General features: G+C 67.6%; 24 protein-coding genes. 11 read left to right on the forward strand and 13 right to left on the reverse strand.

Annotated features, from left to right (window positions below):
- Positions 1-268: 268 nt before the first annotated feature.
- Complete coding sequence (gene thrB, locus HD592_RS07590; protein ID WP_184453031.1) at positions 269-1,216, reverse strand: homoserine kinase; 948 nt, start codon at positions 1,214-1,216, stop codon at positions 269-271.
- A gap of 4 nt (positions 1,217-1,220) precedes the next feature.
- Entirely contained in the window at positions 1,221-2,528 is a 1,308-nt protein-coding gene (locus tag HD592_RS07595) for a homoserine dehydrogenase (protein ID WP_184453033.1), read from the reverse strand.
- Positions 2,529-2,882: 354 nt separating this feature from the next.
- On the opposite strand from HD592_RS07595, the gene pflB reads away from it, so the two are divergent.
- From pflB to HD592_RS07645, 10 genes are all read left to right on the forward strand, one after another.
- Positions 2,883-5,003: a formate C-acetyltransferase gene (pflB, locus tag HD592_RS07600; protein WP_184454561.1), complete on the forward strand. Its 2,121-nt coding sequence runs from the start codon at positions 2,883-2,885 to the stop codon at positions 5,001-5,003.
- 73 nt (positions 5,004-5,076) lie between these two features.
- Complete coding sequence (gene grcA2, locus HD592_RS07605) at positions 5,077-5,328, forward strand: autonomous glycyl radical cofactor GrcA2 (protein WP_154477258.1); 252 nt, start codon at positions 5,077-5,079, stop codon at positions 5,326-5,328.
- A 100-nt stretch (positions 5,329-5,428) separates the two neighbouring features.
- On the forward strand, positions 5,429-6,358 hold the full coding sequence (gene pflA / locus HD592_RS07610; protein WP_184453035.1) for a pyruvate formate-lyase-activating protein: 930 nt from the start codon (positions 5,429-5,431) through the stop codon (positions 6,356-6,358).
- Positions 6,359-6,486: 128 nt separating this feature from the next.
- Entirely contained in the window at positions 6,487-6,873 is a 387-nt protein-coding gene (locus HD592_RS07615; protein WP_184453037.1) for a hypothetical protein, read from the forward strand.
- Between the two features lie 123 nt (positions 6,874-6,996).
- Positions 6,997-7,788 carry a hypothetical protein gene (locus tag HD592_RS07620; protein WP_184453039.1) on the forward strand — a complete coding sequence of 264 codons (792 nt, stop codon included), beginning with the start codon at positions 6,997-6,999 and terminating at the stop codon, positions 7,786-7,788.
- Positions 7,789-7,798: 10 nt separating this feature from the next.
- Positions 7,799-9,112, forward strand: coding sequence for a hypothetical protein (locus HD592_RS07625; protein ID WP_184453041.1), 1,314 nt, complete (start codon positions 7,799-7,801; stop codon positions 9,110-9,112).
- 292 nt (positions 9,113-9,404) lie between these two features.
- A complete protein-coding gene (locus tag HD592_RS07630) occupies positions 9,405-9,905 on the forward strand; it encodes an NAD(P)/FAD-dependent oxidoreductase (RefSeq protein ID WP_184453043.1) in 501 nt (166 codons plus the stop codon).
- 17 nt (positions 9,906-9,922) lie between these two features.
- Positions 9,923-10,108 carry a hypothetical protein gene (locus HD592_RS07635; RefSeq protein WP_154477245.1) on the forward strand — a complete coding sequence of 62 codons (186 nt, stop codon included), beginning with the start codon at positions 9,923-9,925 and terminating at the stop codon, positions 10,106-10,108.
- 235 nt (positions 10,109-10,343) lie between these two features.
- Positions 10,344-11,405 carry a metallophosphoesterase gene (locus tag HD592_RS07640; RefSeq protein WP_184453045.1) on the forward strand — a complete coding sequence of 354 codons (1,062 nt, stop codon included), beginning with the start codon at positions 10,344-10,346 and terminating at the stop codon, positions 11,403-11,405.
- Between the two features lie 8 nt (positions 11,406-11,413).
- Entirely contained in the window at positions 11,414-12,586 is a 1,173-nt protein-coding gene (locus tag HD592_RS07645; protein WP_221437849.1) for a 5'-nucleotidase C-terminal domain-containing protein, read from the forward strand.
- A gap of 83 nt (positions 12,587-12,669) precedes the next feature.
- On the opposite strand, the gene HD592_RS07650 is transcribed toward HD592_RS07645, so the two are convergent.
- A complete protein-coding gene (locus tag HD592_RS07650; RefSeq protein WP_184453049.1) occupies positions 12,670-13,281 on the reverse strand; it encodes a peptide deformylase in 612 nt (203 codons plus the stop codon).
- Positions 13,282-13,375: 94 nt separating this feature from the next.
- Positions 13,376-14,722, reverse strand: coding sequence for a C1 family peptidase (locus HD592_RS07655; RefSeq protein ID WP_184453051.1), 1,347 nt, complete (start codon positions 14,720-14,722; stop codon positions 13,376-13,378).
- A gap of 135 nt (positions 14,723-14,857) precedes the next feature.
- Between HD592_RS07655 and HD592_RS07660 the strand changes: the two genes are divergently transcribed.
- Positions 14,858-15,757 (forward strand): aldose-1-epimerase, encoded by a 900-nt coding sequence (locus HD592_RS07660; RefSeq protein ID WP_184453053.1) that lies wholly within the window; start codon positions 14,858-14,860, stop codon positions 15,755-15,757.
- Between the two features lie 32 nt (positions 15,758-15,789).
- Here the strand turns inward: HD592_RS07660 and HD592_RS07665 are convergent, their stop codons facing one another.
- From HD592_RS07665 to lepA, 9 genes are all read right to left on the reverse strand, one after another.
- Positions 15,790-16,563, reverse strand: a complete 774-nt coding sequence (locus HD592_RS07665; protein ID WP_184453055.1) for a 16S rRNA (uracil(1498)-N(3))-methyltransferase — start codon at positions 16,561-16,563, stop codon at positions 15,790-15,792.
- The gene (gene dnaJ, locus HD592_RS07670; RefSeq protein ID WP_184453057.1) at positions 16,560-17,675 is read right to left on the reverse strand and encodes a molecular chaperone DnaJ; all 1,116 of its coding nucleotides are present in this window, start codon (positions 17,673-17,675) and stop codon (positions 16,560-16,562) included. Before dnaJ ends, HD592_RS07665 begins: the two co-directional genes overlap by 4 nt.
- Before the next feature lie 40 nt (positions 17,676-17,715).
- Positions 17,716-18,735, reverse strand: a complete 1,020-nt coding sequence (hrcA, locus tag HD592_RS07675) for a heat-inducible transcriptional repressor HrcA (protein WP_184453059.1) — start codon at positions 18,733-18,735, stop codon at positions 17,716-17,718.
- A gap of 84 nt (positions 18,736-18,819) precedes the next feature.
- Positions 18,820-19,728, reverse strand: a complete 909-nt coding sequence (locus HD592_RS07680) for a DUF3097 family protein (protein ID WP_184453061.1) — start codon at positions 19,726-19,728, stop codon at positions 18,820-18,822.
- A gap of 83 nt (positions 19,729-19,811) precedes the next feature.
- Positions 19,812-21,779, reverse strand: a complete 1,968-nt coding sequence (locus HD592_RS07685; RefSeq protein ID WP_184453063.1) for an OPT family oligopeptide transporter — start codon at positions 21,777-21,779, stop codon at positions 19,812-19,814.
- A gap of 159 nt (positions 21,780-21,938) precedes the next feature.
- Positions 21,939-22,355: a cupin domain-containing protein gene (locus HD592_RS07690; RefSeq protein WP_154477237.1), complete on the reverse strand. Its 417-nt coding sequence runs from the start codon at positions 22,353-22,355 to the stop codon at positions 21,939-21,941.
- Positions 22,356-22,517: 162 nt separating this feature from the next.
- On the reverse strand, positions 22,518-23,771 hold the full coding sequence (hemW, locus tag HD592_RS07695) for a radical SAM family heme chaperone HemW (protein WP_184453064.1): 1,254 nt from the start codon (positions 23,769-23,771) through the stop codon (positions 22,518-22,520).
- Complete coding sequence (gene trmB, locus HD592_RS07700; RefSeq protein WP_343058769.1) at positions 23,768-24,619, reverse strand: tRNA (guanosine(46)-N7)-methyltransferase TrmB; 852 nt, start codon at positions 24,617-24,619, stop codon at positions 23,768-23,770. Before trmB ends, hemW begins: the two co-directional genes overlap by 4 nt.
- Positions 24,616-26,472 (reverse strand): translation elongation factor 4, encoded by a 1,857-nt coding sequence (lepA, locus tag HD592_RS07705; RefSeq protein ID WP_303778102.1) that lies wholly within the window; start codon positions 26,470-26,472, stop codon positions 24,616-24,618. The genes trmB and lepA overlap by 4 nt, the downstream gene beginning before the upstream one ends.
- Between the last annotated feature and the right edge of the window lie 59 nt (positions 26,473-26,531).

Genomic DNA, 26,531 nt, shown 5'->3' on the forward strand with positions numbered 1-26,531 from the left:
GTTCGTTGCTCAAGAATGATCCTCTACTGGATGGGTCGCCCGCTCGGGGCGGAGATACGGTCTCCCGATGGAATGCGCGGTGCGCGGGGAGGGGATGCGCGGCGATGAGATCTCGTGGCGCATGGTGCCATGATTCGGCGGGGTCGAACGACCTCTGCGGCGAGTATAGCGCGATGATCGCCCGATGGGCGCAATGGGGCGGAATCCCCGGGATGCGCTCTCAGTCACAGGGGTGCCCGGGGCCCGTCCGGCGCCGATCGGGCGGGCTTCAGCCCTTCCGCGGCGCCAGGCGCCCCCGGGTGATCCGCACGCCCTCGGTCGCGACCGGAAGCGTGAGGACCCGCCATCCCGCGGCCTGAGCGTCGTGCCGCACGCTTGCGGGCACCTGCTCCAGGCTGAGCACCGAGGGGCCCGCGCCGGAGACGACTGCGGCCATTCCGCCGGCGCGCAGCCAGTCGACGAGGGCGAGGGAGGGCTCCATCGCGCTCCGGCGATGCTCCTGGTGGAGGCGGTCCCGCGTCGCATTCATGAGGAGGTCGTGGAAGGAGGCGCCGTCCGCCGCCGTTCGCGCGCCCGTCATGAGGGCGGCGAGGAGCGCCGCGCGGGAGAGGTTGTAGATCGCGTCCGTGCGCGCGAGCTCGTCCTTCAGCGCGGCGCGCGCTGTGGAGGTCGGCAGTTCGTACTCCGGGACGAAGACGACCGGGGAGATGCCGTTGGGGGGATCGAGGCGCAGCGCCCCCGGTCGGCCCTCCTCGAGCCATGCGACGGTCGCTCCGCCGAGGACTGCGGGCGCGACGTTGTCCGGATGGCCCTCCATGTCGGTGCCGAGCTCGAGGATCTCCTGCGGCGTGAGCACATCGGGATCGCCGATGAGGGCCCGTGCGAGCGCGATGCCCGCGACGATCGCCGAAGCGGAGGATCCCAGGCCCCGCGAGTGCGGGATCCGGTTTCGGCAGTGCATTCGAATGCCCACTTGGGGGGCCCCGACGCGATCGAGGGCGAGGCGGAGCGCCTGGACGACGAGATTGTCCTCCCCCTCCCCCACTCCGCCCGCGCCCTCGCCCTCGACGACGACGGAGGTGGGACCGCCTGCAGTGGCGTGAACGGAGATCTCGTCCCAGAGGTCCAGGGCCATGCCCATCGAGTCGAATCCCGGGCCGAGGTTGGCGCTCGTCGCGGGGACGGCGACGGCGACGAAGTCATCGCGGAGCTGCACGGCGTCACTCCTCTTCGACGCGGATCGCGCTGGTGACCTCGCGGACCGCCTCGGAGTGGGCCAGGGCCTTCACGACGGCCTTGAGGTCCGCTTCGCGCGCCAGATGCGTGGTGGCGACGATGATGCAGGTGCCGGGGACCTCGTCGTCGCGCTGATGGACCGATTGGATCGAGACGCCGTGCCGCGCGAAAATCCCGGCCACATCGGAGAGGACTCCGAGACGGTCCTCAACGGCCATCCTGATCTGATAGCGGGTCCTGGTGGTCCCCGGGTCGAGGATCGGCAGGTGGGCGTACACGGACTCGCGCGGCGCGTGCCCGCCGTAGACCCGGTGGTGCGCGGCGGCGACGAGGTCGGACAGGACGGCGGAGGCGGTCGGGGCGCCGCCGGCCCCCTGCCCGTAGAACATGAGCCGCCCGGCGTATTCGCCTTCGACGACGATGGCATTGAAGGCGCCGTCGACGCTCGCCAGGGGGGAGTCCACGGGGACGAGGGCGGGGTGGACGCGCATGGCGACGCCTTCGACCCCGTCCTCGCCGATCCGCCTTTCGGCGATGGCGAGGAGTTTGATCGCGCGGTTGAAGTAGGCGGCCTCGGACATGTCCGCGGGGGTGATCCTCGTGATGCCCTCGACGTCGACGTCGTCGATGCCGACTCGCGTGTGGAAGGCGAGGGAGGCGAGGATCGCGCATTTCGCCGCGGCGTCGAGGCCTTCGACGTCGGCGGAGGGGTCCGCTTCGGCGAAGCCGAGCTCCTGGGCCTGCGCGAGGGCCTCGGCGTAGCCGAGTCCCCGGGTGGCCATGGCATCGAGGATGAAGTTGGTCGTCCCGTTAACGATGCCCACGACCTTGGTGATGCGGTCGCCGGCCAGGGATTCGCGCAGGCCGTAGACGACGGGGACGGCGCCGGCCACCGCCGCCTCATAGTAGAGGTCCGCTCCGGAGGCCGCCGCCGCGCTGTAGAGCTCGGGGCCGTGCGCCGCCAGCAGGGCTTTGTTGCCCGTCACGACGCTGATGCCCTTGTCGAGTGCGGACAGGACGAGGGTGCGGGCGGGTTCGATGCCGCCGATGAGTTCGACGACAATGTCCTTGCCGAGGATCGCCTCGTCCGGGTCGGTGGTGAGCAGGTCCCGGTCGATGGCCTCGTCGCGTTCGGCTCCGAGATCGCGCACGAGGATGCTCGAGACGCTCATGCGCGCTCCGGCCCGGGCCGCGAAGTCCTCCGCCTGTTCACTAAGGATCCGGATGACCTGCGATCCGACGGTTCCGGCGCCGAGCACCCCGATTTGAAGCTCTGGGAGGGACTGGGTCACGAGGGCTCCTTGAAGAGGTCGTCATGCGGATTGGCTGAGCGTCTTAGAGCATAGGCGGCGCGGCGTCGGAAGGCCCGGCGCTTCCACGGATCAGATCCGCCGCCCGGCCCTGGGCGATCCTCAGCGGGAGGCGCGCGGACGAAAGCGGGAAGGGACCAAAGTCCTGGCCCTAAAGTCCTGGGCCGCCTGCTTTCGTCGCCTGTGAGAAGCCGCATAGGCCGATTCAGGCGATGAGCATGGCAATTGCTTGAAGATGGTACGAGAATCGAAGCAGGTGCCCACCGGCATGAGTTGGAGAATCATCCAGGACCGGACCCGCACACCGGGAATTCGGAACAATCGAGAGAAGGAATGATGACGACAGAGCAGACCGCTCCTTCCGTCCCCGCACCCGAGGCCTGGGAGGGCTTCGCAACCGGAAACTGGGCGAAGGAGGTCGACGTCCGCGACTTCATCCAGCGCAACTACACCCCCTATGAAGGCGACGCGGCCTTCCTCGCCGGCCCCACCGACAAGACGCTGCGCGTCTGGGACACCCTCGAGAAGGAGTTCCTCGCCGAAGAGCGCAAGGTCCGCATCCTCGACGTCGACACCCACACCCCCGCCGACATCGACGCCTTCAAGCCCGGCTACATCTGCGCCGACGACGACGTCATCGTGGGCCTCCAGACCGATGCGCCCCTCAAGCGCGCCATGATGCCCAACGGCGGATGGCGCATGGTCGAGACCGCGATCAAGGAGGCCGGCAAGGAGGTCGACCCCGAGGTCAAGAAGATCTTCACCCAGTACCGCAAGACCCACAACGACGCGGTCTTCGACATCTACACGCCGCGCATCCGCGCCGCCCGCTCCTCCCACATCATCACCGGCCTGCCCGACGCCTACGGCCGCGGGCGCATCATCGGCGACTACCGCCGCGTCGCCCTCTACGGCGTCGATCAGCTCATCGAGTGGAAGCAGCAGGACAAGGACCGCTACGCGGACCAGCCCTTCTCCGAGCACTGGGCGCGCTACCGCGAGGAGCACTCCGAGCAGATCAAGGCCCTCAAGAAGCTCAAGAAGATGGCCGCCGACTACGGCTTCGACATCTCCGGGCCCGCGAAGACCGCGAAGGAAGCGGTCCAGTGGACCTACTTCGGCTACCTCGCCTCCGTGAAGTCGCAGGACGGCGCCGCGATGTCGATCGGCCGCCTCTCCGCCTTCTTCGACGTCTACTTCGAGCGCGACCTCGCCGCCGGTCTCATCACCGAGTCCGACGCCCAGGAGATCATCGACGCCCTCGTCATCAAGCTCCGCATCACGCGATTCCTCCGCACGATCGACTACGACCAGATCTTCTCCGGCGACCCCTACTGGGCGACCTGGTCGGACGCCGGCTTCGGCGACGACGGCCGCACCCTCGTCACGAAGACCTCCTTCCGCCTCCTCCAGACGCTGCGCAACCTCGGCCCGGCCCCCGAGCCGAACATCACGATCTTCTGGGATGAGAACCTGCCGAAGGGCTACAAGGAGTTCTGCGCGGCGATCTCGATCGAGACCTCGTCGATCCAGTACGAGTCCGACCCGCAGATCCGCGAGCACTGGGGCGACGACGCGGCGATCGCGTGCTGCGTCTCCCCGATGAAGGTCGGCAAGCAGATGCAGTTCTTCGGAGCCCGCGTCAACGCCGCCAAGGCCCTCCTCTACGCCATCAACGGCGGGCGCGATGAGATGAGCGGCAAGCAGATCATGACCGGCTACGAGCCCGTCTTGGGCGACGGCCCCCTCGATTTCGACGAGGTCTGGGCGAAGTACGAGGACATGCTCGACTGGGTCGTCGGCACCTACGTCGAGGCCCTCAACATCATCCACTACTGCCACGACCGCTACGCCTACGAGTCGATCGAAATGGCGCTCCACGATTCGGAGATCATCCGGACCATGGGCTGCGGCATCGCGGGCCTGTCGATCGTCGCCGACTCCCTCGCGGCCATCAAGTACGCGAAGGTCACGCCGGTGCGCGACGAGACCGGGCTGGTCGTCGACTACGTGACCGAGGGCGAGTTCCCGACCTACGGCAATGACGACGACCGCGCCGACGACATCGCCGCGACGATCGTCCACACGATCATGTCGAAGATCCGCGCCATCCCGATGTACCGCGATGCGATCCCGACCCAGTCGGTCCTCACGATCACCTCGAACGTCGTCTACGGCAAGGCCACCGGTGCCTTCCCCTCGGGCCACAAGGCGGGCACCCCCTTCGCCCCCGGCGCGAACCCGGAGAATGGCATCGACACGCACGGCATGGTCGCCTCCATGCTCTCGGTCGGCAAGCTCGACTACAACGACGCGCTCGACGGCATTTCGCTGACGAATACGATCACTCCGTCCGGCCTGGGCCGCACGAAGGAAGAGCAGATCACCAACCTCGTCGGCATCCTCGACGCGGGCTTCGTCCCCGACGAATCCTGCTCCGTCAGCGCCTCCCTCTGATCGATCCCAGGCGGGGGACGGACGGACCCTCCCCCGCCGAATCCGCCCCACCTCGCAAAGGAGTATCCGAAAAATGGCAACCAAGACCTACGAAGAGCGACTCGCCGATATGCGCGCGGCGCGCACCGAGCGCGGCGTCACCGACGGCCTCTACCACGCGAACATCAACGTCCTCGACCGTTCCACCCTCGAGGACGCCATCGAGCACCCCGAGAAGTACCCGAACCTCACGGTCCGCGTTTCCGGCTACGCGGTGAACTTCGTCAAGCTCACCCGCGAGCAGCAGCTCGACGTGCTCTCGCGCACCTTCCACCACTCGGCCTGAGCCGAGGGCGCCGGCCCCGGTCGGCACTCATCGCCGCGGGGCGCAGGATCCTCCTGCGCCCCGCGCGCTGCGCCTCCCCTCTTCTCCCCCTAAGGACCCCATGAGCACCGCATCGACCGCCATCCCCCTCGGCGACGGGTCGAGCATCGTTCCGCTGCCCCTCGATCCGAATGCGCCTCAACGGCGGGATCAGGATTTCGACGCGCCCGTCGGCCGCACCTCGGGCCAGGGCGTCGCCGGGCTCGCCGAGCTCACCGATGTCGAGCGCTCCGAGCGGCTCCGCAAGATGCACGAGGGCGACCTCGGCTCGGTCCACTCCTGGGAGCTCGTCACCGCTGTCGACGGCCCCGGAACGCGTCTGACGGTCTTCCTCAACGGCTGCGGCCTGCGCTGCCTGTACTGCCACAATCCCGACACCTTCCTCATGAAGGACGGAACGCCTGTCGAGACGGGGGAGATCCTCTCGCGCATCAAGCGCTACCGCCGCATCTTCAAGGCGACGGGCGGAGGCCTGACCCTGTCGGGCGGCGAGGCCATGATGCAACCCGAATTCGTGCGCAAGATCCTGCGGGGCGCGAAGGAGATGGGCGTCCACACCTGCCTCGACACCTCCGGGTTCCTGGGCGCGAACTGCGACGACGCGATGCTCGACGATCTCGACCTCGTCCTCCTCGACGTGAAGTCCGGAGATCCCGATACCTATCACCGCGTCACTTCCGGTCGGCTCCAACCGACGATCGATTTCGGAGACCGTCTCGCGGCTCGCGGAACGACGCGCGTGTGGATCCGTTTCGTCCTGGTCCCCGGGCTCACCGACGCGAAGGAGAACATCGAGGCGATCGGCCGGATCATCTCCGCGTGGAAGAACGTGATCGACCGGGTCGAGGTGCTCCCCTTCCATCAGATGGGCCGCGACAAGTGGCGGTCCTTGGAGCTGAAGTACGAGTTGGAGGAGACGAAGCCCCCGACGCCGGAGGCGACCGAAGAGGTGCGCGAGTACTTCCGTTCCCTGGGCTTCGAGGTGCACTGATTTCGCCACCCGAGGATGCGGTCCCATGCGAAGCAGAGTGCGCGCAGGGCCCCTGCGGGTTCTTCCGAGCATTGGAAGTTTTTGATAGCCTGCCGGAGACGCCCTTCCATTGAAGAGTCAAGGAGACGATGATGTCCCGTTCTTCAGCGCCCAGGCCGATGCTCCTCCTCACTTTCGGCCTCGCCTCCATCGCCCTGACCATCGGCGCCTGCTCCCCCGCGGCCCCGAAGGATGACGCCGTTCAAAGTTCTGCTCAGAGTTCCGCCGACACTCCCCAGAGCACTATCGACGGTGTCGCTCAGAGCACCATCGACGAGCTGATCGAGCTCTACCCCGAAATGACGGAGATGCCACGAGAGAGGCTAGTCGCGGCATTCTCGGAATATGCTGCGAAAGTGGGGATGACGACCGAGGACTATCTGCAAGTCGTGATCAGGGAGACTCGCGAGAACGACGAGGCGATGCGGAGGGCCGTAGAAGAAGCGACCGGCAACGCACCCGCGCAATCACGCTAAAGAATCTTCACGATCAACACCCCCGCGAACTCCCGGACTCGCACTTTTCCAAATATCTTCGACACCTTCAGAAAACTCCCCGGTATTGAATATCAGCTCCCCGTCCATTGATTGAGAGGCTCAATGATGAACCGAATTCTCTTCAAAACAATAACAGTGGCAGCCCTTTCCCTTCTCAGCATTACCGGCATCACTCCACCAACGAGCGCCGAAGATCGCGATTTGTATCAGGAATTGATCGAGCTTTATCCCGAGATGAAGCAGGCATCAAGAGAGTTTCTTATCGACGTATTCGCGAAGCAGGCCGAGAAATTCGGTTACGCGCCCGATGAATACCTTGAACAGATCATTGAGGAAACTCGCCTCAACGATGAAGCGATGCGCCAATCCATCGACGGACAAGCGCCCAGCGATTCAGGCGGCATCCAGACACGCGCAGCATACCCCAAACTTCCGGATTCCTATTACAAGGGCGACATCTATATCAGCCCTGCGACTCACATCTTCAATCACGGGCATACCGGGATCTACGGCGACACCTACTGGGTCGTCGAGGCGAGCGGGCCCGGCACCCTCAGCAATTGGCACTACACGAACGAAATCGCAGGTCCATCCGGCACGAAGCTCTTTGAAACAACATTGAGCCAGCACGCTCAGAACCTCGCCGCCGACTACGCCTACACGAATCTCCGAGGATACCGTTATCCTTCACTGAAACTGCTCGACACTGTTCCAAACATGGTCAGCCCGAGAGACACCAATCCGAACTCACTCACATGCTCGCAACTCGTCTGGCTCGCCTATCTGCGAACCACCGGAGTCGATCTCGATGGGAGCGAGCTTCTTCCGAGATTAATCCTTCCCTACGACATCGAGGACTCTCCCTATACGAAACAGAACTGGGAAGTGCGATAGAGGCCGCTAGATGACAAGGAACGCACGCGCCCTTCTCCCCCTTCTCATCCTGAGCACCCTCGGCCTCGCGGGCGCCTGCACGCCCCTGCTTTCCGCGAGCGATCCGGGCAACGCTCAAAGCTCCTCGACAATCGAAGCCGGTGCACTGATCGGCGTTTCCGACAAGGACTTCGCCCTCGACGATGCGGTTCTCGCGATCCAGCTCAGCGGCAGGGTCGCTCCCCTTTACGGCGAGGGGACGAAGGGATACCTCGCCCTCGTGAATGAGAAGGGCGAGGCGCGCGTGAGCGAAACGGGGATCATGGAGTACGCGACTCCCCTGTGGACCGAGGACGGCCTGTACTTCGGCATGCCCGATCACGAAGGGTTCGTCGACGACTCGGGACTCCATCGCCGGGAGCGCCGCCATCAGTACCGCGAACTCGATCGCTACCCCCACCCGGACGACGGCGGCTACACGGCCTTCTACAACGAGGGCGGCAACGGCACCGACTTCATCCAGTATCTCGTCCACGGCGACTCAAAAGGATTCGTCGGGGTCGAAGCGCCCGGAGTGTTCACCAACTTCGGCTACTGCGACGACCGCTTCTTCATGATCGGGGAAACGTCGTGGGCGCCCTCCCTCAGGGATGAAGCGATCGCGCACCTGCCTCCTGACATCACCGCCGAAGAGGGGACCCACTACCAGTTCCTCGCCGAGCTCCTCCCCTCAGACCCCGATGAGCCCGTGAAGGTGCTCGCGAGCGCGCCCCTGGACGAGCAGAGCTTCAGCGGCTCGAAGCACATCGCCTGCCGGGGGGATCGGGTCTACTTCCCCGGTTTCCGGCGCCTCGAGGCGCATCCGGCACCCGAGGAGCGGGACAAGCGCAAACAGGGCTCCCCCGCATTCATCATCTGGGACCTCGCCGACGGAACGCGCTCCGTCGTGCCGTGGGTTGATGCGGATGGGATCCCCCTCAGCCTGCGAGCCGACGACCTCACGAATCCCGAATTCCTCCAAGACGGCAACACCGCCTATGTCGTCCTCTTCGACGGCAGAGGATTCGTCGTCGACCTGGACAGCACCGTCGCCCGCCAGGCCTTCACGGCGACGAACAGCGGCCCCGACTTCTGGCCCCAGAGCTTCCACGTGACGAGGAACTACGCCTATGCCCTCGACTACGGGGAGGATCCCGGTCAGGTTCTGGAACTCGCCCGCTACGACTGGGCGAACGGACGCAAGGAGAGCCTCCTCACCATCGATTCCCTCGGCCCGTATCGGAAAGAATCCGTCGTTGAAGGAATCGCTGTGAACCCGTCGTGGCTGAGCACGATTGAGGACTGAGTCCTTCGATTCCCGCATGTTCGCCGCCGTATCCCGCTTCATCCCCGCGGCGCGATGGGCCCGCCGCTGATTCGCTCGGGACTCCGGCCTCGCAGGCCGAGACTCGGGCAGGCGGGGCGCTTTTGGAACTGAGCGCAATGCCACTCGGCGGAATCGCGCCCGCCTGTGCTCCCGGGGCAGGGGCCTCCTCAGCAGGCGGGATCGAAGAAGGCACGATCGGGACTTACGTCGCGGACACGCGCCCGCCCGAATGCGCGGAGTCGTGCGATTCTCACGGTTCACGAAGGCGAAAATGGGCCATTGGTCCCAATGGGCGCCGGAGGACTGGCCGGAGACCTACCAGAACCCGAGCTACCCGAACATGTTCGCCGCGGGCATCGCCTTCGCCCCGCCGCACCAGATCTCCAAGCCGCGCAAGAACGCGAAGGGCACGCCGATCGCCCCCGCTCCCCCGCGCACCGGCCAGCCCTCAGGGACGATCGCCCGCGCCGTCGCCGAGACGATCGCGGACCGCATCAAGGGCAAGAAGCGCCCGCCCCGCCGTGCCTCGATGACCGAAATGGGCGCCTCCCGCGTCGCCTCCACCGGCGCGAACCTCCTGAACGGTTCGGCTGCGGCCATGATCATGTACCCGATCGTGCCGAACCCCGAGAAGTACCCGCTCACCGGGCGGCACCCCTATCACACGCGCGGCGAGATCGGCCTGTTCGGGCACTGGATCAAGTACATGCTCCATCACCTGTTCATCTACAAGGCGAAGGCCCGGCCGGGGTGGCCCCTGATCCCCGAGTGATCATCGAAGGAGGAATCATGAGCGACAAGAGAGTCTCGATCGAGGAGCTCGACCCCGAGCAGCAGGAGCGGATCGGGCGGGCGCCCCTGCCCATGCCCTCGACGCTGCGGCATCGCAGAAACAAGATCTATCAGCTCGGCAAGTTCATCGTCATGAACCTGCGGATCATGGACATCGTGATCCGGGAGAAGATCGCGTCCTGAACGCGGAATGATGCGTGATGCGGGGCGGGCGCGTCGGCGTCCACCCCGCATTCCCGTGCTTTTCGAGGGCGGTGCTCCCCCTCTTGCACAGCAAGAAGGTTGAGGACTCACAACGTTTGGTGACGCGCCCCACAGGACGGATTCTGCGAAACGATTTCGAAGTAAGCCCTGGGAGCGATATCCTTCCCAATCCCGGTTCTTCACTCCGGGACCATCAACATGTAAAGGATCAAGGATGACTTCTTTGCAGAAACGCTCAGTGCTGCCGCTCGCACTCGCGTCGGCCCTCGCACTCACCGTACTGCCGGTATCCGCACCCGCTCACGCGGCCGAGGGGGACACCGGGACCCTCACGGTCCTCGCGACCACGGACGTCCACGGCCGGGTCTACAACTGGGACTACTTCAAGGATTCGGCTCCCGCGGCGGGCAAGGAAGTCGGCCTCGCGAACGTCTGCTCCGCGATCGAGGATGTCCGCGCGAAGCAGGGGGCCGAGTCCGTGCTCCTCGTCGACAACGGCGACGCGATTCAGGGCTCGCCCCTGACCTACCTCGCGGCGAAGCAGCCCGCGAAGCTCACCGGGGATCCGATCCACCCCATGGCGCAGGCCTTCAACCGCCTGGGCTACGACGCCAACGCCCTCGGCAATCACGAATTCAACTACGGCCTCGACACCCTCGCGAAGTACATGCGCGACCTCGACTCCCCCGCCCTGAACGCCAATGCCGTGGCGCCAGGGACGACGGAGCCCTACTTCGAGCCCTACGAGCTCATCGAGAAGACCGTTGCGGGCAAACCGGTCACGATCGGCGTCCTCGGCCTGGTCACCCCGGGAGTGAGGATCTGGGACAAGGCGAACGTCGAGGGGACCCTCGAGTTCCGCGACCCGACGGAGGTCGCCCGCGAGTACGTCCCGCAGATGAAGGAGGCCGGCGCCGATATCATCGTCGTCCTCGCGCACACCGGCATGGGGCAGTCGACCGCCTGGGATGCCTCCGCACTCGACGAGGACACGGCCCAGTTCCTCTCGACTCAGGTCGATGACATCGACCTCCTCGTCATCGGGCACACCCACAAGGACGAACCGGTGAAGGTGACCCACACGCCGAACGTCGAGCCCCTCATCGTCACGCAGCCGAAGTACTTCTCCTCCTCCCTGCCCGAGATCTCACTGCCCCTCGTCTTCGATGCGCAGGACAGGGCCTCCGTCGCCTGGCCGACGACTGACGTCGACGCTACGGTCGCCTCCTGGGTCACGCGCATGCCGCGAGCGGCACCGCCTGCGACGCCCTCATGAAGGACCCGGTGCTCAGCACCGATCACGCCGACACCGTGGGCTACGTCAAGACGGTCGTCGCCAACGCGACGGAGCAGATGCCCGCAGGCACCGCCCGCTACGAGGACACCGCCATCCTCGACTTCATCGGCACGAACATGGAGGACGCGGTCCGCGCGGGCGTCAAGGGCACCGCCGCTGAAGGCCTCCCGGTGATCGCCCAGGTCTCCCCCTTCTCCAAGGACGCCGTGTTCCCGAAGGGCCCGGTCTCGATCAAGGACATCGCGGGCCTGTACATCTACGACAACACCCTCCTGGGCGTCGAGGTCACCGGCTCCCAGATCAAGGACTACCTGGAGTACTCCGCGAAGTACTTCAAGCAGCTCGAGTCCGGAGCGACGCTGAATCCGGACACGGATCTCAACGCCGTGTTCGAGGGCAAGCCCGTTCCCGATTACAACTACGACGCCCTGACCGGCGTGACCTACACGATCGACGTGACGAAGCCCGTGGGCGAACGCATCGTCGACCTCGCCTGGAACGGTGCCCCCGTGACGGCCGACCAGAGGTTCGTCATGACGATCAACAACTACCGCCAGTCCGGCGGCGGCGGATACCCGCACGTGACGGCTGCTCCGATCGTCTACAACGAGCTCGTCGAAATCCGCCAGCTCCTCATCGATTCGGCTCAGGCCTCCGGCACGATCGATCCGAAGGACTTCTTCGTCGCCAACTGGTCGCTCACGCCCGGCCCGCTTCCCGAGCCCGAGCCCGGACCCCAGGACGGACCGACTGCGGTCATCGATGCGCCCGAGGTCGTCGCGGGCGCCACCGTCACCGTCACGGGCACCGGTTTCGAAGCCGATCACGAGATCGAAGCCGTCCTCCACTCCGATCCCTTCACGATCGGCAAGACGAAGGCCGACGCCAAGGGCACCGTGGTCTTCACCTTCGCGGTCCCGAAGGAGACCGCACCGAGCGCGCACAAGGTGATCCTCACCGACGCCTCGACGGGCGCCGCAGCCGAAGTGGCGCTAACGGTCAAGGCGCCGGCGCCCACACCGGCCCCCGGAGCCGTCACGCCCGGCAAGGGCAAGGGCGCGGCGCTGGCGAACACCGGTAGCGACGCGATGGGCCTGATCCTCGCTGCGGGCCTCCTGGCCGGCCTGGGAGCCGTGGCGCTGCGCCGCCGCGCCGGCTGAGATCCAGATCCCGGCCCTTGAGCGCCAGACTCCGGCCCGTCATTCGGATGCGCGAGCATTCGGACGACGGGCCGGAGCGCGTCTCATCCCTCAGATCCGGGCATCCATGAGACGCCCGGACGCCCCCATCCCCGGATGCGGGCCTGCACTGCGGCCTCGTCCGCCCACGGCCCCGCCAGACGATCAATGTAGAGCTCCCCGAGGAGATGCCCGTACTCGTGCTGGAAGATCCGCGCAAGCCACGCGACGGCCTCAATGCGGATCGGCCCGCCATCGATGTCGAATCCTTCAAGGACGGCCCGGGGCGCGCGCCTGATCGGATACTGGTACCCCGGGAAGGACAGACATCCCTCGTGCTCGCGCTCGAGATCGAGCCGCTCGGGCAGAAGCTCCACCCCCTTCCAGTCGAGTTCGAGGTGCGGATTGATGACCGCCCCGCTCGACGGCGAGGGGATCGTCATCCCCAGGGCGGGACCGTATTCCCCGTCGAAGGGGTGGAGCCCGCCGTAACTCCAGACGAAGACCCGGGCGTCGACGCCGATCTGGGGCGCCGCCAAACCGACTCCCGGGGCGGCCCGCATCGTGTCGAACATGTCGCGGACGAGTCCGCGAAGAGCCCCGTCGAAGGCGGTCACGGGCGCGGCCGGACGGTGGAGGACCTCCTCCCCCATCACCACGATCGGTCGAACGGTCATGCGGCCTCCTTCGTCGCCCGTGAAATCAAAACCCTCCGCACGCCCTCGACGGGCATGACCCCGCCGAAGGGGCGCACGGCCCCGGCGAGAAGGATCAGGCGAGAGTGCCCATCGGATCCCAGGCGGGCAGATGGATCGGCTCGGCGTCCAACGCCGGCCTCAGATCCTCGGGCAGGGCCGAAGCGCGGACGACGACCTCGAAGACGTAGTCGTCGAACCACGCGTCATCCATCGTGAAGTAGCCCTTCTCGCCCGCATCCTCCCCCCAGGAGTTCTCGACGCGCCAGCGGCGCGTCGACCCGTCCTCGGCGATGTCGACGCCGGTGAAGAGCATCGCGTGGTTCATCGCGGATTCACCCGTGCGCAGGCGCTGCTCCTTCGTGGTGGTCAGATCGACCCCGAAGAGCCCCGAATAGTCGTGGACGCCCGCGACGAGGAGGCCCGCATCGCGCTCGGACTGCTGGAGGACGTCGGCGCCGAACCAGACGGGCTCGCCCTCGGCGATCGCGCGGGCGGCGAGCCGCTTGATCTCGGCGATGTCGGCGTTGATGTAGCGGATCTGGCGGCCGCCGACGACATTGCCGAGATGATCGACCGTCAGGGCCGCGCCCTTGGGATGCTCGGGGCGCGGATCGTCGACGAGGCACACGTAATCGGCGAGGTCGATCCCCGCGTACTTCTCAGCGAACTCGAGCGGCGTGAGCTCGCCCTCGCGGTGGAAGGCGCCCTCGTCGTCGCGCCACTCCCAGTCGAAGGATCGGGGCGGTTCGCCGAGGCTGATGACGAGGATCCGCCAGACCTTCTTCAGGACCTCCGCCTTCGCGGCCCCGACCTCGTCCTCGGCTGCGCCCGACGCGACGAGCCCGCGGAGCTCGAGGGCCGACCGGCGCAGGAGGACCTGGAGCTGGGTGTTCATCCGGTGCGAATTCGAGGAGGCCTCCGTCTCGGGCATCGCCTCCTTGGGGACGAGCCCGTGCTTGAGGTAGAGGGAGACCGCCATGTCCCATTGGCCGCCGTCGCCGAGGACATCGGCGAGCAGGAACTGGAGGAGGCGCCCGTCGAGGGGCTCACCCGCGGTCGCGATGACGTCGGTGAGGAACCAGTTGGCCCGCTCGAGCTTGTCCCAGAAGAACACGTAGTTCTGCGAGAACTCGAAGTCCTTGACCCCGAGCTTCACCCGGGCGCTCGAACGCAGGAGATTGAGGGAGGAGAACAACCAGCACCGGCCCGACTTCTTCTGCGCGGTGACCTTCCAGGTGTCGAGTTTGTGGGAGACCACGCTCGGGGTGGCGATGACGCGCTCGCGATCCACGCTCGCCTTGTCGATCCCGCTCACGGTCACCGCGTTGCGGGCGAGACGCGCCGCGGGATCGGCGCTCGAGGCGCGCAGGGCGTCGATCGATTCCGGGGCGAGGGCGCAATCGCCGGTGAGAGCAGTCATCTTAGAATCCTTCCTCCTGAAGCGGGCATGCCTGGCGGCCACGACCCTCCCGATCGTACTCGCTATCCCATGTCGGGCTTGAGGAGGGACGATTGGTCTTAGGATGTTGCGAAGATCCATCGATGAGGAGGCTCCATGAAAACGCGACACGCTTCAGGCACCGAGATCCGCTTGAGCTCGGGGGCCTACGAGGCGCGAATCGTCTCCGTCGGCGCGGGCATCGCAGGACTGACCTTGGACGGCGCCGACCTCGTCATGCCCCATGCGGCGGACGAACTCCCCGACGGCTATCTCGGCAAGACCCTCATGCCCTGGCCGAATCGCATCACCGGGGGCGCCTACACCTGGGAGGGCGTCGAATACCGGGTGCCCGTGAATGAGCCCGCCACCGGAGCGGCCCTTCACGGGCTGATGACCTGGGTCGATTGGGACATCGTCCACGCGGATTCGGACTCGGCGACCCTCGGGGCCTTCATCGCCCCGCGTTACGGATACCCCTGGGCCCTGGAGGCCTGGGTCACCTACGCCCTGAGCGAGGAGCGCGGCCTCTCGGTGACGCTCCACGCCACGAACATCGGGGATGAGCCCGCGCCCTACGGCGTCTCCTCGCACCCCTACCTCACGCTCGACAACGCCCCGAACGCCGGCTACGAGCTGAGCGTTCCGGCCGCTTCGATCCTCGAGGTCGACGAGCGTCTCGCCCCGGTGGCCCTGCGCCCGGTCGGCGAACTCGATCGCGACTTCCGGACGGGGCACCTCCTGGGAGACCAGTCGGTCGATCACGCCTTCACGGGCCTGCCCGAGGGCGGCTGGGCGGTGACGCTCCGCGACCCGTCAAACGGGAAGTCCGTGTCCCTCGCCGCCGACGCCCCCTGGGTGCAGGTCTTCACCGCCGATCACCTCGGCCGCCGATCGGTCGCCGTCGAACCGATGACCTGCCCGCCCGATGCTTTCAATTCGCACGAGGGCGTGATCGTCCTCGCGCCCGGCCAGTCGCATTCGATGACCTTCACGATCTCGGGCGATCTGGGCTGAGGGGAGCCAGGGCCCACTGGGGCGCCGACGGCTCAGATCCGCGAGGCGGCCGCCGCGAGGAGCGTCACGCAAACCGCGCCGGCCGTCGAGGAGCGCAGGACGTTGCCCCCGAGTCCGATGAGGATCGCGCCGGCCTCGACGAGGTCGGCGGTCTCCTTCGGCGACACTCCCCCTTCCGGTCCGACGAGGACCACGAGGGAGGGCGCGTCGCGGAACCGGTCGGGATCCGAGGCGATGAGGCCGGTGAGGGGCGCACGGGCCTCCTCATGGCACAGGAGGACCAGGGAGCCCGAATCGGTCGCGTCCCGGACGAAGGCGAGCAACGCCTTGGTGTCGAGGACTTCGGCGACTTCGGGGATGAAGGCCCTGCGGGCCTGCTTCGCGGCGGCCCGCACGACCGAGACCCACTTCGCCCGGCCCTTGACGGCCTTGGGACCCGACCACCTGACGATCGCGCGATCCGATTGCCACGGGATCACTTCATCGATGCCGATCTCCGTGCAGGTCTCGATCGCCTGCTCATCCCGTCCGCCCTTGGCAAGGGCCTGAACGAGGAGGAGGCGCGGCTCCACCCCGGGCTCCCTGTCGAGGCGGAGCACGCGCAGGGACAGGCCCTTGGGGTCTGCGGCGAGCACCGCGCACACCGCCCGGGTTCCGCGGCCGTCGACGAGGTCGATCTCCTCGCCGGCCCCGATCCGCTTCACGGCGCCCGCGTGCCGCCCCTCATCCCCGTCGAGGCTCACGATGTCGCCGGGAGCGGCCTCGACCAGGCCGCGATCCTCGAAGAAGAAGACCGGGCGAGTCACTGACCCGTGAGTTTCTCTTTGAGCTTGCCGAAGACGCCCTGCTCGCGGCGCTTGGGCTCCACGCGCGTCTCCTTGCGGAGCGAGGCGAGCTCTTCGAGCAGCTCGCGCGACCGTTCATCGAGCTTCGTCGGGATCGCCACGTCGATGTGGACGTGGAGGTCGCCGCGCCCGGGGCGCTGCAGGCGTCCGACTCCGAGCCCCCTCAAGACGATGTCGGCGTTCGGCTGCGTCCCGGCCTCGATCCTCACCGCCTTGGGCCCGTCGAGGGTGGTGAGTTCGAATTCGGTGCCGAGGGCGGCGGTCGTCATCGGGATGGTGATCCACGCGTGCAGATCGTCTCCGCGCCGATCGAAGACCTCGTGCCGGAGTTCGTGGACCTCGAGGTAGAGGTCGCCCTGCGGACCGCCGCCGGGTCCGACCTCGGCCTCGCCCATGACGCGGATGCGCGCGCCCTCGTCGACGCCGACCGGCACGTCGATCGACAGGGTGCGCCGCGTTCTCACGCGCCCCTGGCCCGAGCACTCGTGGCAGGGCTTCTCGATGATCGTCCCGTAGCCCTGACAGGTCTGGCAAGGCCCTTGCGACTTCATGCGCCCGAACATGGTGTTCTGGATGCGGGTCACCGACCCCGTCCCCGAACAGGTCTGGCACACGACCGGGCGAGTGCCCGGCTCGCACATCGACCCCGAGCATGTCGAGCAGATGGCGTAGGTCCCGAAGGAGACGGACTTCTTCGCGCCGAAGGCCGCCTCCTCGAGGGTGATGTCGAGTCCGATGAGCTGATCGGCGCCGCGCCGGGTCCTGGACGCGGGCCCCTGAGAGGCGCCCGAGAAGCCGGAGAACATCGCGTCGAAGAAGTCCGAGAAGCCGCCGCCCGTGAAGGGGGCCCCGCCGCCTCCGCGCAGGGCGTCCGGGCCCCCGATGTCGTACATCTGCCGTTTCTCGGGGTCTGAGAGCGTTTCGTACGCCACCGAGAGTTCCTTGAAGGCCTCTTCGGATTCGGGACCGGCGTAGTCGGGGTGCAGCTGCCGGGCCTTCTTCCGGTAGGCCTTCTTGATCTCGTCCTGGCTCGCGGTGCGGGCGACGCCGAGGACCTCGTAGTAATCGTTCACTCTCGTTCGTTTCTCGTGGGGATCCGGGATGGAGTCCGTGTCATCGGTCGAGGAATCGTGACAGGTAGGCGGCGACGGCTCGCACCGTCGACATCGTGCGGACGTAGTCCATGCGCGTGGGACCGACCACTCCCAGGTGCGCGAAGGAATCGCCGGCGGGCATCGCCGCACGGTAGGTGCCCGCGACGACGGAGGTCTGCGCGAGGGCGTCGTGGGCGTTCTCGGCCCCGATGCGCACGTGGATGTCGTCGTCCTTGAACTCCGAGAAGAGGCGGAGGAGGACGACCTGCTCCTCCAGGGCGTCGAGGACGGGGGCGAGGTCGTGGAAGTCGAGGGCGCCCCGCGCGAGGTTGGAGATCCCCGAGATCACGATCTTCGATTCACCGGTCGGGCGGAGCAGATCGACGAGGGCGTCGGCGACCGCGTCGACGGCCGGGCGTTCTTCGGGCGGGAAGGATTCGGCGAGGTCGTCGACCAGGAGGAGCAGTTCGTCGGCGCTCCGCCCCTCGCCGATCTCATTGAGCTTCTCCCTCAGCGCCTGGATCGTCGCGGGGGCGACGGGCCGGGCGAGGTCGAGGGTGCGTTCGTCCACCCTGCCGAGCCGCGTGATGACGATGACGAGGAGCCTGCGGGGCCCGAGGTCCAAGACTTCGACGCGGCGCAGGGCCTGGCGCGACAGGCTCGGATATTCGACGACGGCGACCTGGTGGGTGACCTGCGCGAGCAGGCGCACGGTCTTGGCGACCACGTCGTCGAGGTCGACCGAGTCGCCGAGGAAGGCTTCGACGGCGTGCTTCTCCGGTGCGCTCATCGGTTTGAGGGCCGCGAGCGAATCGACGAAGACCCGGTAGCCCTTGTCCGTGGGGACGCGCCCCGCGCTCGTGTGGGGCTGGTAGATGAGGCCCGCCTCCTCGAGGAGTGCCATGTCGTTGCGGATCGTGGCCGAGGAGACGCCGAGATTGTGGGATTGGGCGATGGCCTTGGAGGCGACGGGCTCGCGGGTGTGGACGTACTCGGTGACGATCGCACGGAGGACGTCGAGCCTGCGGTCCTCGCTCATGACACCTCCCCGGGATCTCGATCTGGCACTCGTCATTCCTGAGTGCCAAGCCTACTCCGCTTTTCCCGCGATGGCGCACCGCGCCTAGCGGGTGCCCGGCTCCGTGACGAAATCGATGAGGGCCTCCACGCGGCCGAGCAGTGCGGGTTCGAGGTCGCGGTAGTCGCCCACGGCCGCGAGGATGCGCTTCCAGCCCATCGCGGTATCCGCCTGCGTCCGCGCCGGCCAGCCCAGCGCCCGCAGAGTCCCCGTCTTGATGTCCGTCCCGCGCGGCACCTCGGGCCACTTCTCGAGGCCGAGTCGTGCCGGTTTCACCGCCTGCCAGACGTCCACGTAGGGGTGGCCGAGGACGAGGACGCAACTCCCCCAGCGCTTCATCACCCGCTCTGCGATGCGCGACTCCTTCGAGCCCGGAACGAGATGATCGACGAGGATCCCCGCGCGCACGTCATCCGAGGGCGAGAAGACTTCGAGGATCTCCTCCAGGTTGTCGACGCCTTCCAGCAGCTGGACTGCGACTCCCGCCTCTGCGAGGTCATCGCCCCACACGTGCTGGACGAGCTCCGCATCGTGCTTGCCCTCGACCCAGATGCGCGAGGCCCTGGCCACGCGCGCCCGCGCTTTCGGCGCGGCGATCGACCCGGAGTTCGTCAGCCTCCTGCCCGCCGGCGTCGCGAGCGAAGGCGCCCGATGCGCCGAAGAGGGCAGCGGCGGCAGGGCGATGATCGGCCTTCCCTCGAGCCAGAAGCCCGCTCCCAGCGGGAAGGAGCGCGTGCGCCCGCGGCGGTCCTCCAGCTCGACGAGATGGATGCCGCCGGATTTCTCGATGCCGACGACGGCGCCGACCCACCCGGTCGTCACGTCCTCGAGGACCATTCCCATTTCGAGACGGACCTCGGTTGAGCGGGGACGACGGGCGCCCGGCCCCTCCCGGTGGGGGTCGACGTTCAGGACATCGGTGCCGTAGGGATCGTTTGGGTTCGGTAGGCTCACCCGCCCACCCTAGAGGCTCCCGGGGGCTCCAGGCTCGCAAAACGCCACGGACCCGGCCTTGGCCGGGTCCGTGTTCGAGTCCGTCAGGCGACGGTCTGGGCGTCCTTGCGGACGCGGCGGTAGAGGAGCGCCACGATCGCGGTGAAGACGATCGCGCCGATCCAGGGCGCCGCCCCTGCGAAGGAGTCCGGCACGAGCGCCAGCGGGGAGTCGTTCCCGGAGAAGCCGACGATTCCGGCGTAGACGACGCCCCAGAGGGATTCGCCGACGATGAGGCCGGTGGCGACGAGCGTGCCGAGGCGCTTGGCCGACTCGGGGTTCTTCGCCGTGAGGGCCCAACGGTCGTGGATCGCGCCGAGGAGCGCGCCGATCGGGATCATGATCGTGATGGCCATCGGGAGGTACATGCCCATGCCCACGGCCAGGCCCGGGAGCGAGCAGCGCTTCGTCGTCTTCTTCAGGACCTCGTCGATGATGATGACGCCGACGCCGATGAGGGCTCCGATGCCGAGGAGCTTCCAGTTGAGGTCCCCGCCGAAGACCCCGGTGATGAGGTCGGTGATGAGGGAGGCCTGCGGGGCGGCCAGGGCGTTGGGGCCGGCGTTGGCGGCGCCCTGGAAGCCGAAGGCGTTCGACATGAGGTTGAGGACGGGCGGAATGATGATCGCGCCGAAGCCCACGCCGATGACGAGGGCGACCTGCTGCTTCCAGGGCGTGGCGCCCACGAGCTGGCCCGTCTTGAGGTCCTGGAGGTTGTCGTTCGAGATCGTCGCGATGCCGAAGACGATCGCCGCGGTGAAGAGGGTGTAGGCGACGAGTGCGGAGAGCTCGTCGCCTTGGACCGTGCCGTGCACGGCCTTGACGACGAGCGCCGCCGCGATCGCCACGATGATGCCGACCCCTGAGATCGGCGAGTTCGAGGAGCCGATGAGGCCCGCCATGTAGCCGCAGACGGAGGCGACGGCCAGGCCGGTGAGGAGGATGAAGAGGATGGACACGAGGATGAGGCCGAGGGCGTTGTGCCCGACCGGGGTGTCCTTGAGGAAGAGCCACAGGAGGGCTCCGATCGGGAGCATCGAGGCGACGGTGACTCCGATGACGACCTTGCCGGACAGATCCTGCTCGGTGAGGGGGAGCTGCTCGCCCGCCGCGCGCTTGGCCGTGGAGGCGAGGGACTCCCGGATGCCCCCGATGATCGGGGCGAGGAGCTTGATGAGCGTCCAGACCGCGGCGACGGCGATCGTACCGGCGCCGATGAGGCGCACGTCGGAGCGGAAGACGCTCGCGACGGTGTCGGCGAGGCCGGCGGGATCAGCGATCTGACCGGAGGAGAGGATCGGGAGGATCACTCCGTAGGAGATGAGGACGCCGACGATCATCGCCACGCCGACGCCCAGGCCCACGAGATGGCCGACGCCGATGAGGGCGAGGGACAGGGACGCGGAGGCCATCGAGCCGCCCGCGCCGACCCGGAAGGCCGTGCCGATCTCGGTCCCCACCGCTTTGAGGGAGCCGAGGACGGCGAAGCCCGCCGAGGAGAGGCCGCCCCAGATGATCGCGCGAAGGCCCCGTCCGGATTCCTCGGCGCCCTCCGAGGTGTCGCCGACCTTGAGGACCTCCGCTCCGGCCACGCCTTCGGGGTAGGGCAGGTCGGAGTGGGTGACGAGGGCGCGGCGCAGCGGAATCGAGTACATGACGCCGAGGATGCCGCCGAGGCCGATGACGAGCACGGACTGCCAGTAGGGGAAGCCCTGCCACCAGCCGATCATCACGAGTCCGGGCAGGACGAAGATGATCGCGGAGAGGGTTCCGGCCGCCGAGGCGATGGTCTGGACGATGTTGTTCTCCTGGACCGTGTGGTCCTTGAAGGAGCGCAGGACCGCCATCGAGATCACCGCGGCGGGGATCGAGGTGGCGAAGGTGAGACCGGCCTTGAGGCCGAGGTATACGTTCGCGGCGGTGAAGACCAAGGTGATGATGCCGCCGATGGCCACGCCGCGGAGGGTCAGCTCCTTGATCGACGCACCGGCACTGGTTGAGGGCTTGCTCATTTCGGCTCGTTTCTGTATCGAGTTCAGCACCGGCGAGCCTATCACCGGCCCGCCCCTGACGATCCGGCGTCGCAGGACGAATCGTGCTGCTCGTGCCCCGCCAACGCGCCTGCGCCCCCGGGTCCGCGAAGGACCCGGGGGCGCACGGCGATCGGAGCGTCAGTGCTCGGCGGCCTCGGCGGCCATCGCTTCCTCGTAGGTGACGTGAACGGTGCCGTGCGCGTGCTCGGGCGGGGAGTAGATCGAATAAACCTTCATCGGAGCATCGCCGATCGCCGTGACGTTGTGCCAGGTACCGGCCGGGATGAAGATCGCATCGTCGTCGTGCGCCTCGACCTCGAAGCTGAGCTCGTCCTTCGCCGGCCCCATCTGGACCAGCCCGGAGCCGGACTCGATGCGGAGGAACTGGTCGTGGTCCTCGTGGATCTCGAGGCCGATGTCGTGCCCGGGCTGGATGCACATGACCGTGAGCTGAAGATTCGTCCCGGTCCACAGGGTCGTCCGGTAGTTCGTGTTCTCGAGCGTCGCCTGTTCGATGTCGACGACGTAGGGCTTGGGCCCCTGATCCTGCGTCATGGTGTCCTCCTCGATTCATTGGTCCCCGGATGCGCGGGGACCCTCCCCTCCAGGGTAGGGCCCGCGTTCGGTCCCCGCAGGCCGAAGCGGCAGCGGCGGCGTGTTCGCGCCGTCCCTCGGGCTCATCGAGCGCCGAGAAGACGGCTGGCGGAGCCCCGCCCCTCAGAACCCCATGAGCGCGCCGGTCACCCGATCGGCCAGGAGGCGCCCCCGCAAGGTGAGGATGATCCGGCCCTCGAGCGCGGCCCGGCCGTCGATGAGCCCCTCGGCGATGAGCGCCGGAACGGCCCCGGGCGCCGGGACCTCCCCCGCTCCGATCCCCTCCGCGATCCGCACCGCGAGCATGACCTTCTCGAGCCGTCGCGATTCCTCGTCGAGGACCTCGCCCGCGGCGGCCGGGCTCTGCCCGGCGGCGAGCCTCCCGGCGTGCGCGCCCGGGTGCTTGACGTTCCACCAGCGGTAGCGCCCGACGTGCGAATGCGCGCCCGGGCCGAATCCCCACCAATCATGGTCGCGCCAGTAGGCGAGATTGTGCCTCGAGGCGCGACTGAGATCCGAGGCCGCAGCGGCGTCCTCGGCCTGACGGGGGCGGGCGAAGTTCGAGATCTCGTACCAGCGGTAGCCCGCACTCCCGAGGAGTTCATCGGCGAGCTCGTACTTCGCCGCTTCATCGTCCGGATCGGGCTCCGGGAGTTCACCGCGGGCGAGCATCGCCCCCATCTTCGTCCCCTCCTCGATGACGAGGGCGTAGGCGGAGACATGACCGGGCTCCATCGCGATCGCGGCATCGAGGGAGCGGCGCCAATCGTCGAGCCCCTCCCCCGGCGTCCCGTAGATGAGATCCAGGGAGACTTCGAGCCCCGCGCCCTTCGCGGCGGCGACGACCTCGGGGACCCGAGCCGGATCGTGGGTCCGGTCGAGGACGGCCAGGACGGAGGGCACGGCGGACTGCATGCCGAAGGACACGCGCGTCACCCCCGCCGAGGCGAGGGCCGCGAGCGCCCGGGCATCGACAGAATCGGGATTGGCCTCGATCGTCACCTCCGCGTCCTGCGCGATGCCGATGACGTCGCGCAGATCGGCGAGGATCCGCGCGAGCTCAGTCGCCTCGAGGAGCGTCGGAGTTCCGCCTCCGATGAAGACGGTGCTCGCATCGCGCCGGGCCCATCCGGCCTCGGCCAGGACGCGGCCGGCGAGCTCGGCCTCGGCGCGCACGCTCCGCGCATAGGAGCCGGGCTCCGCTCCCGGACCGAAGCCGACCGTGTAGGTGTTGAAATCGCAGTAGCCGCAGCGCACCGAGCAGAAGGGGACGTGGACGTAGAGGCTGAGCGGCCTGCCGGAGTCCGCTTCGGCGAGCTCGGCCTCAAGACGCCCGTCCTTCGGCCAGGCGATGCCGTCCGGCTGGGCGGGGCTCATCGGCCCGCGCTTCCGTCCCCATCGCTCGCAGGCTCCGCGGTCCCGCCCTCGTCACCACGGGGAAGACGGACGGCGACGAGGTCGTGAGCGCTCCGCCCGGCGTCGATGCCGCGCGTCTCGAAATGAGTCACCACGCGCCCCGCGAAACGCGGTGCAAAACCGCCGCGCTCGGGCTCCGGGTCGGAAGGATCGGGGCGCTCGCCCTCGTAGGGGTTCGCGAAGAGCTCGCAGGCCTCGATGACGTCGCGCATCTGCCACGCGTAGTCGTCCCAGTCGGTCGCGAGCCTCCACGCTCCCCCGTCGACGAGGACGCGGGCGACCTCGGGGGCGAAGGAGTCGGAGACGAGGCGGCGCTTGCGGTGCCGGGCCTTGCGCCAGGGGTCGGGGAAGAAGGTCCACACTTCGTCGGCGATCGCGTCGTCGAAGACGATCGGGAGCGCGAGTTGGGCGTCCGCCTCGACGACCCTGATGTTGCCGACCCCCGCGGACACCGCCTTCGAGATGAGCTTGGCGATGCCGGGGACCCACACCTCGAAGGCGAGGTAGTCGCGCTCGGGATGGGACGCCGCCGCGGCGACGATCTGCTCGCCGGTGCCCGAGCCGATCTCGATCGTGAGCGGCGCCCTGCGCCCGAAGAGGGCGACCGGATCGAAGCGCACACCGGCGGCGACGGTCGTATGGCCGAGATCGCGCTCGACCTCGATGACGTAGCGGGAGGCGTGCTCGTCCCAGGTCCGCTGGAGATTGGGTGGCAGCTCGCGCGTTCGGCGCATGAAGGACTTCGTCCGCGCGAGGAAGACGCCCTCGGCGACGCCCTCTTCCAGGGTCCGCCGCGAAGCGCCGCTCACTTCTTGCCCGTCGGCACGTCGGAGGTGAGGGCCGCGATGAAGGCCTCCTGCGGTACGTCGACCCGGCCGATCGACTTCATCCGCTTCTTGCCCTCCTTCTGCTTCTCCAGGAGCTTGCGCTTGCGGGTGATGTCACCGCCGTAGCACTTCGCGAGCATGTCCTTGCGCAGGGCCTTGATCGTCTCGCGGGCGATGACCCGCGCGCCGACCGCCGCCTGGACGGGGATCTCGAACTGCTGACGGGGGATGAGCTCCTTGAGGCGCTTCGTCATCCGCTGCCCGTAGGCGTAGGCGGCGTCCTTGTGGACGATCGCGCTGAAGGCGTCCACGCGATCGCCGTTCAAGAGGATGTCGACCTTGACGAGGTCGGCGACCTGCTCGCCCTTCTCCTGGTAGTCGAGGGAGGCGTAGCCGCGGGTCCGGGACTTCAACTGGTCGAAGAAGTCGAAGACGATCTCGGCCATGGGGATCGTGTAGTGGAGTTCGACCCGCTCCTCGCTCAGGTAATCCATGCCCTTCATCGCGCCGCGGCGCTCCTGGCACAGCTCCATCACCGTTCCCGTGAAGTCGGTCGGCGTGAGGATGGTCGCCTCGACGAGGGGCTCGCGGACCTCGGAGATCTTCCCCTCGGGGAAGGCCGAGGGGTTCTCGACGCGGATCTCGCTCCCGTCCTCGGCGATCACCGTGTAGACGACGTTGGGGGCGGTGGCGATGAGATCGAGGCCGAACTCGCGTTCGAGGCGCTCGCGGATGATCTCGAGGTGGAGGAGCCCGAGGAAGCCGCAGCGGAAGCCGAAGCCGAGCGCCGCGGAGGACTCGGGCTCGTAGGTGAGCGCCGCGTCGTTGAGCTGGAGGCGCTCGAGGGCGTCGCGCAGATCCGGGAAGTCGGTGCCGTCGACGGGGTAGATCCCGGAGAACACCATCGGCTTCGGATCGCGGTAACCGGCCAGGGGCTCGTCGGCGCCCCGGACGTTCGAGGTCACGGTGTCGCCCACGCGGGACTGGCGCACGTCCTTCACGCCCGTGATGAGGTACCCGACCTCGCCCGCGGCGATGCCCTCCGAGGGAGTCGGCTCCGGGGAGATCACGCCGATCTCGAGGAGCTCGTGAGTCGCGCCCGTCGACATCATCTTCACGCGCTGACGCGTGCCCAGCCGCCCGTCGACGACGCGCACGTAGGTGACGACGCCCCGGTAGGTGTCGTACACGGAGTCGAAGATCATCGCCCTCGTCGCGCCCTCGGGGTCTCCGGCCGGCGCGGGCACGACCTCGACGATCCGGTCGAGGAGCTCGGTCACGCCCTCGCCGGTCTTGCCGGAGACGCGCAGGACCTCGTCCTCATCGCAACCGATGAGCTGGGCGACCTCGTGGGCGTACTTCTCGGGCTGGGCGCCCGGCAGGTCGATCTTGTTGAGCACGGGGATGATCGCGAGGTCGTTCTCGAGCGCGAGGTACAGGTTGGCGAGGGTCTGGGCCTCGATGCCCTGAGCCGCGTCGATGAGGAGGACCGCGCCTTCGCAGGCGGCGAGCGATCGGGAGACCTCGTAGGTGAAGTCGACGTGCCCGGGCGTGTCGATCATGTTGAGCGCGTAGGCCTCATCGCCGACCGCCCAGGGCATGCGCACGGCCTGGGACTTGATCGTGATGCCCCGTTCGCGTTCGATGTCCATGCGATCGAGGTACTGGTCGCGCATGTCGCGCTGCCCGACGATCCCCGTGAGCTGCAGCATCCGGTCCGCGAGCGTCGACTTGCCATGGTCGATATGCGCGATGATGCAGAAGTTGCGGATGCGCGACTGCTCGGTGTGAGCCGGTCGGATCATCGCTTCTTGCGCGGCAGTGGGGATCGGCACGTCTACCTCCGTCTCGATTACTCCCCCATCGTCCCATTCCCGGCGCCGCTCGCGCCAAC

The organism is Schaalia hyovaginalis, assembly GCF_014208035.1.
GTDB classification, from domain to species: domain Bacteria; phylum Actinomycetota; class Actinomycetes; order Actinomycetales; family Actinomycetaceae; genus Pauljensenia; species Pauljensenia hyovaginalis.

Coding starts and splice junctions, on each gene's coding strand:
- pflB (WP_184454561.1), top strand. CDS start 2,883: ATGACGACAGAGCAGACCGCTCCTTCCGTCCCCGCACCCGAGGCCTGG.
- grcA2 (WP_154477258.1), top strand. CDS start 5,077: ATGGCAACCAAGACCTACGAAGAGCGACTCGCCGATATGCGCGCGGCG.
- pflA (WP_184453035.1), top strand. CDS start 5,429: ATGAGCACCGCATCGACCGCCATCCCCCTCGGCGACGGGTCGAGCATC.
- HD592_RS07615 (WP_184453037.1), top strand. CDS start 6,487: ATGATGTCCCGTTCTTCAGCGCCCAGGCCGATGCTCCTCCTCACTTTC.
- HD592_RS07620 (WP_184453039.1), top strand. CDS start 6,997: ATGATGAACCGAATTCTCTTCAAAACAATAACAGTGGCAGCCCTTTCC.
- HD592_RS07625 (WP_184453041.1), top strand. CDS start 7,799: ATGACAAGGAACGCACGCGCCCTTCTCCCCCTTCTCATCCTGAGCACC.
- HD592_RS07630 (WP_184453043.1), top strand. CDS start 9,405: ATGGGCCATTGGTCCCAATGGGCGCCGGAGGACTGGCCGGAGACCTAC.
- HD592_RS07635 (WP_154477245.1), top strand. CDS start 9,923: ATGAGCGACAAGAGAGTCTCGATCGAGGAGCTCGACCCCGAGCAGCAG.
- HD592_RS07640 (WP_184453045.1), top strand. CDS start 10,344: ATGACTTCTTTGCAGAAACGCTCAGTGCTGCCGCTCGCACTCGCGTCG.
- HD592_RS07650 (WP_184453049.1), bottom strand. CDS start 13,281: ATGACCGTTCGACCGATCGTGGTGATGGGGGAGGAGGTCCTCCACCGT.
- HD592_RS07655 (WP_184453051.1), bottom strand. CDS start 14,722: ATGACTGCTCTCACCGGCGATTGCGCCCTCGCCCCGGAATCGATCGAC.
- HD592_RS07660 (WP_184453053.1), top strand. CDS start 14,858: ATGAAAACGCGACACGCTTCAGGCACCGAGATCCGCTTGAGCTCGGGG.
- hrcA (WP_184453059.1), bottom strand. CDS start 18,735: ATGAGCGAGGACCGCAGGCTCGACGTCCTCCGTGCGATCGTCACCGAG.
- HD592_RS07685 (WP_184453063.1), bottom strand. CDS start 21,779: ATGAGCAAGCCCTCAACCAGTGCCGGTGCGTCGATCAAGGAGCTGACC.
- HD592_RS07690 (WP_154477237.1), bottom strand. CDS start 22,355: ATGACGCAGGATCAGGGGCCCAAGCCCTACGTCGTCGACATCGAACAG.
- hemW (WP_184453064.1), bottom strand. CDS start 23,771: ATGAGCCCCGCCCAGCCGGACGGCATCGCCTGGCCGAAGGACGGGCGT.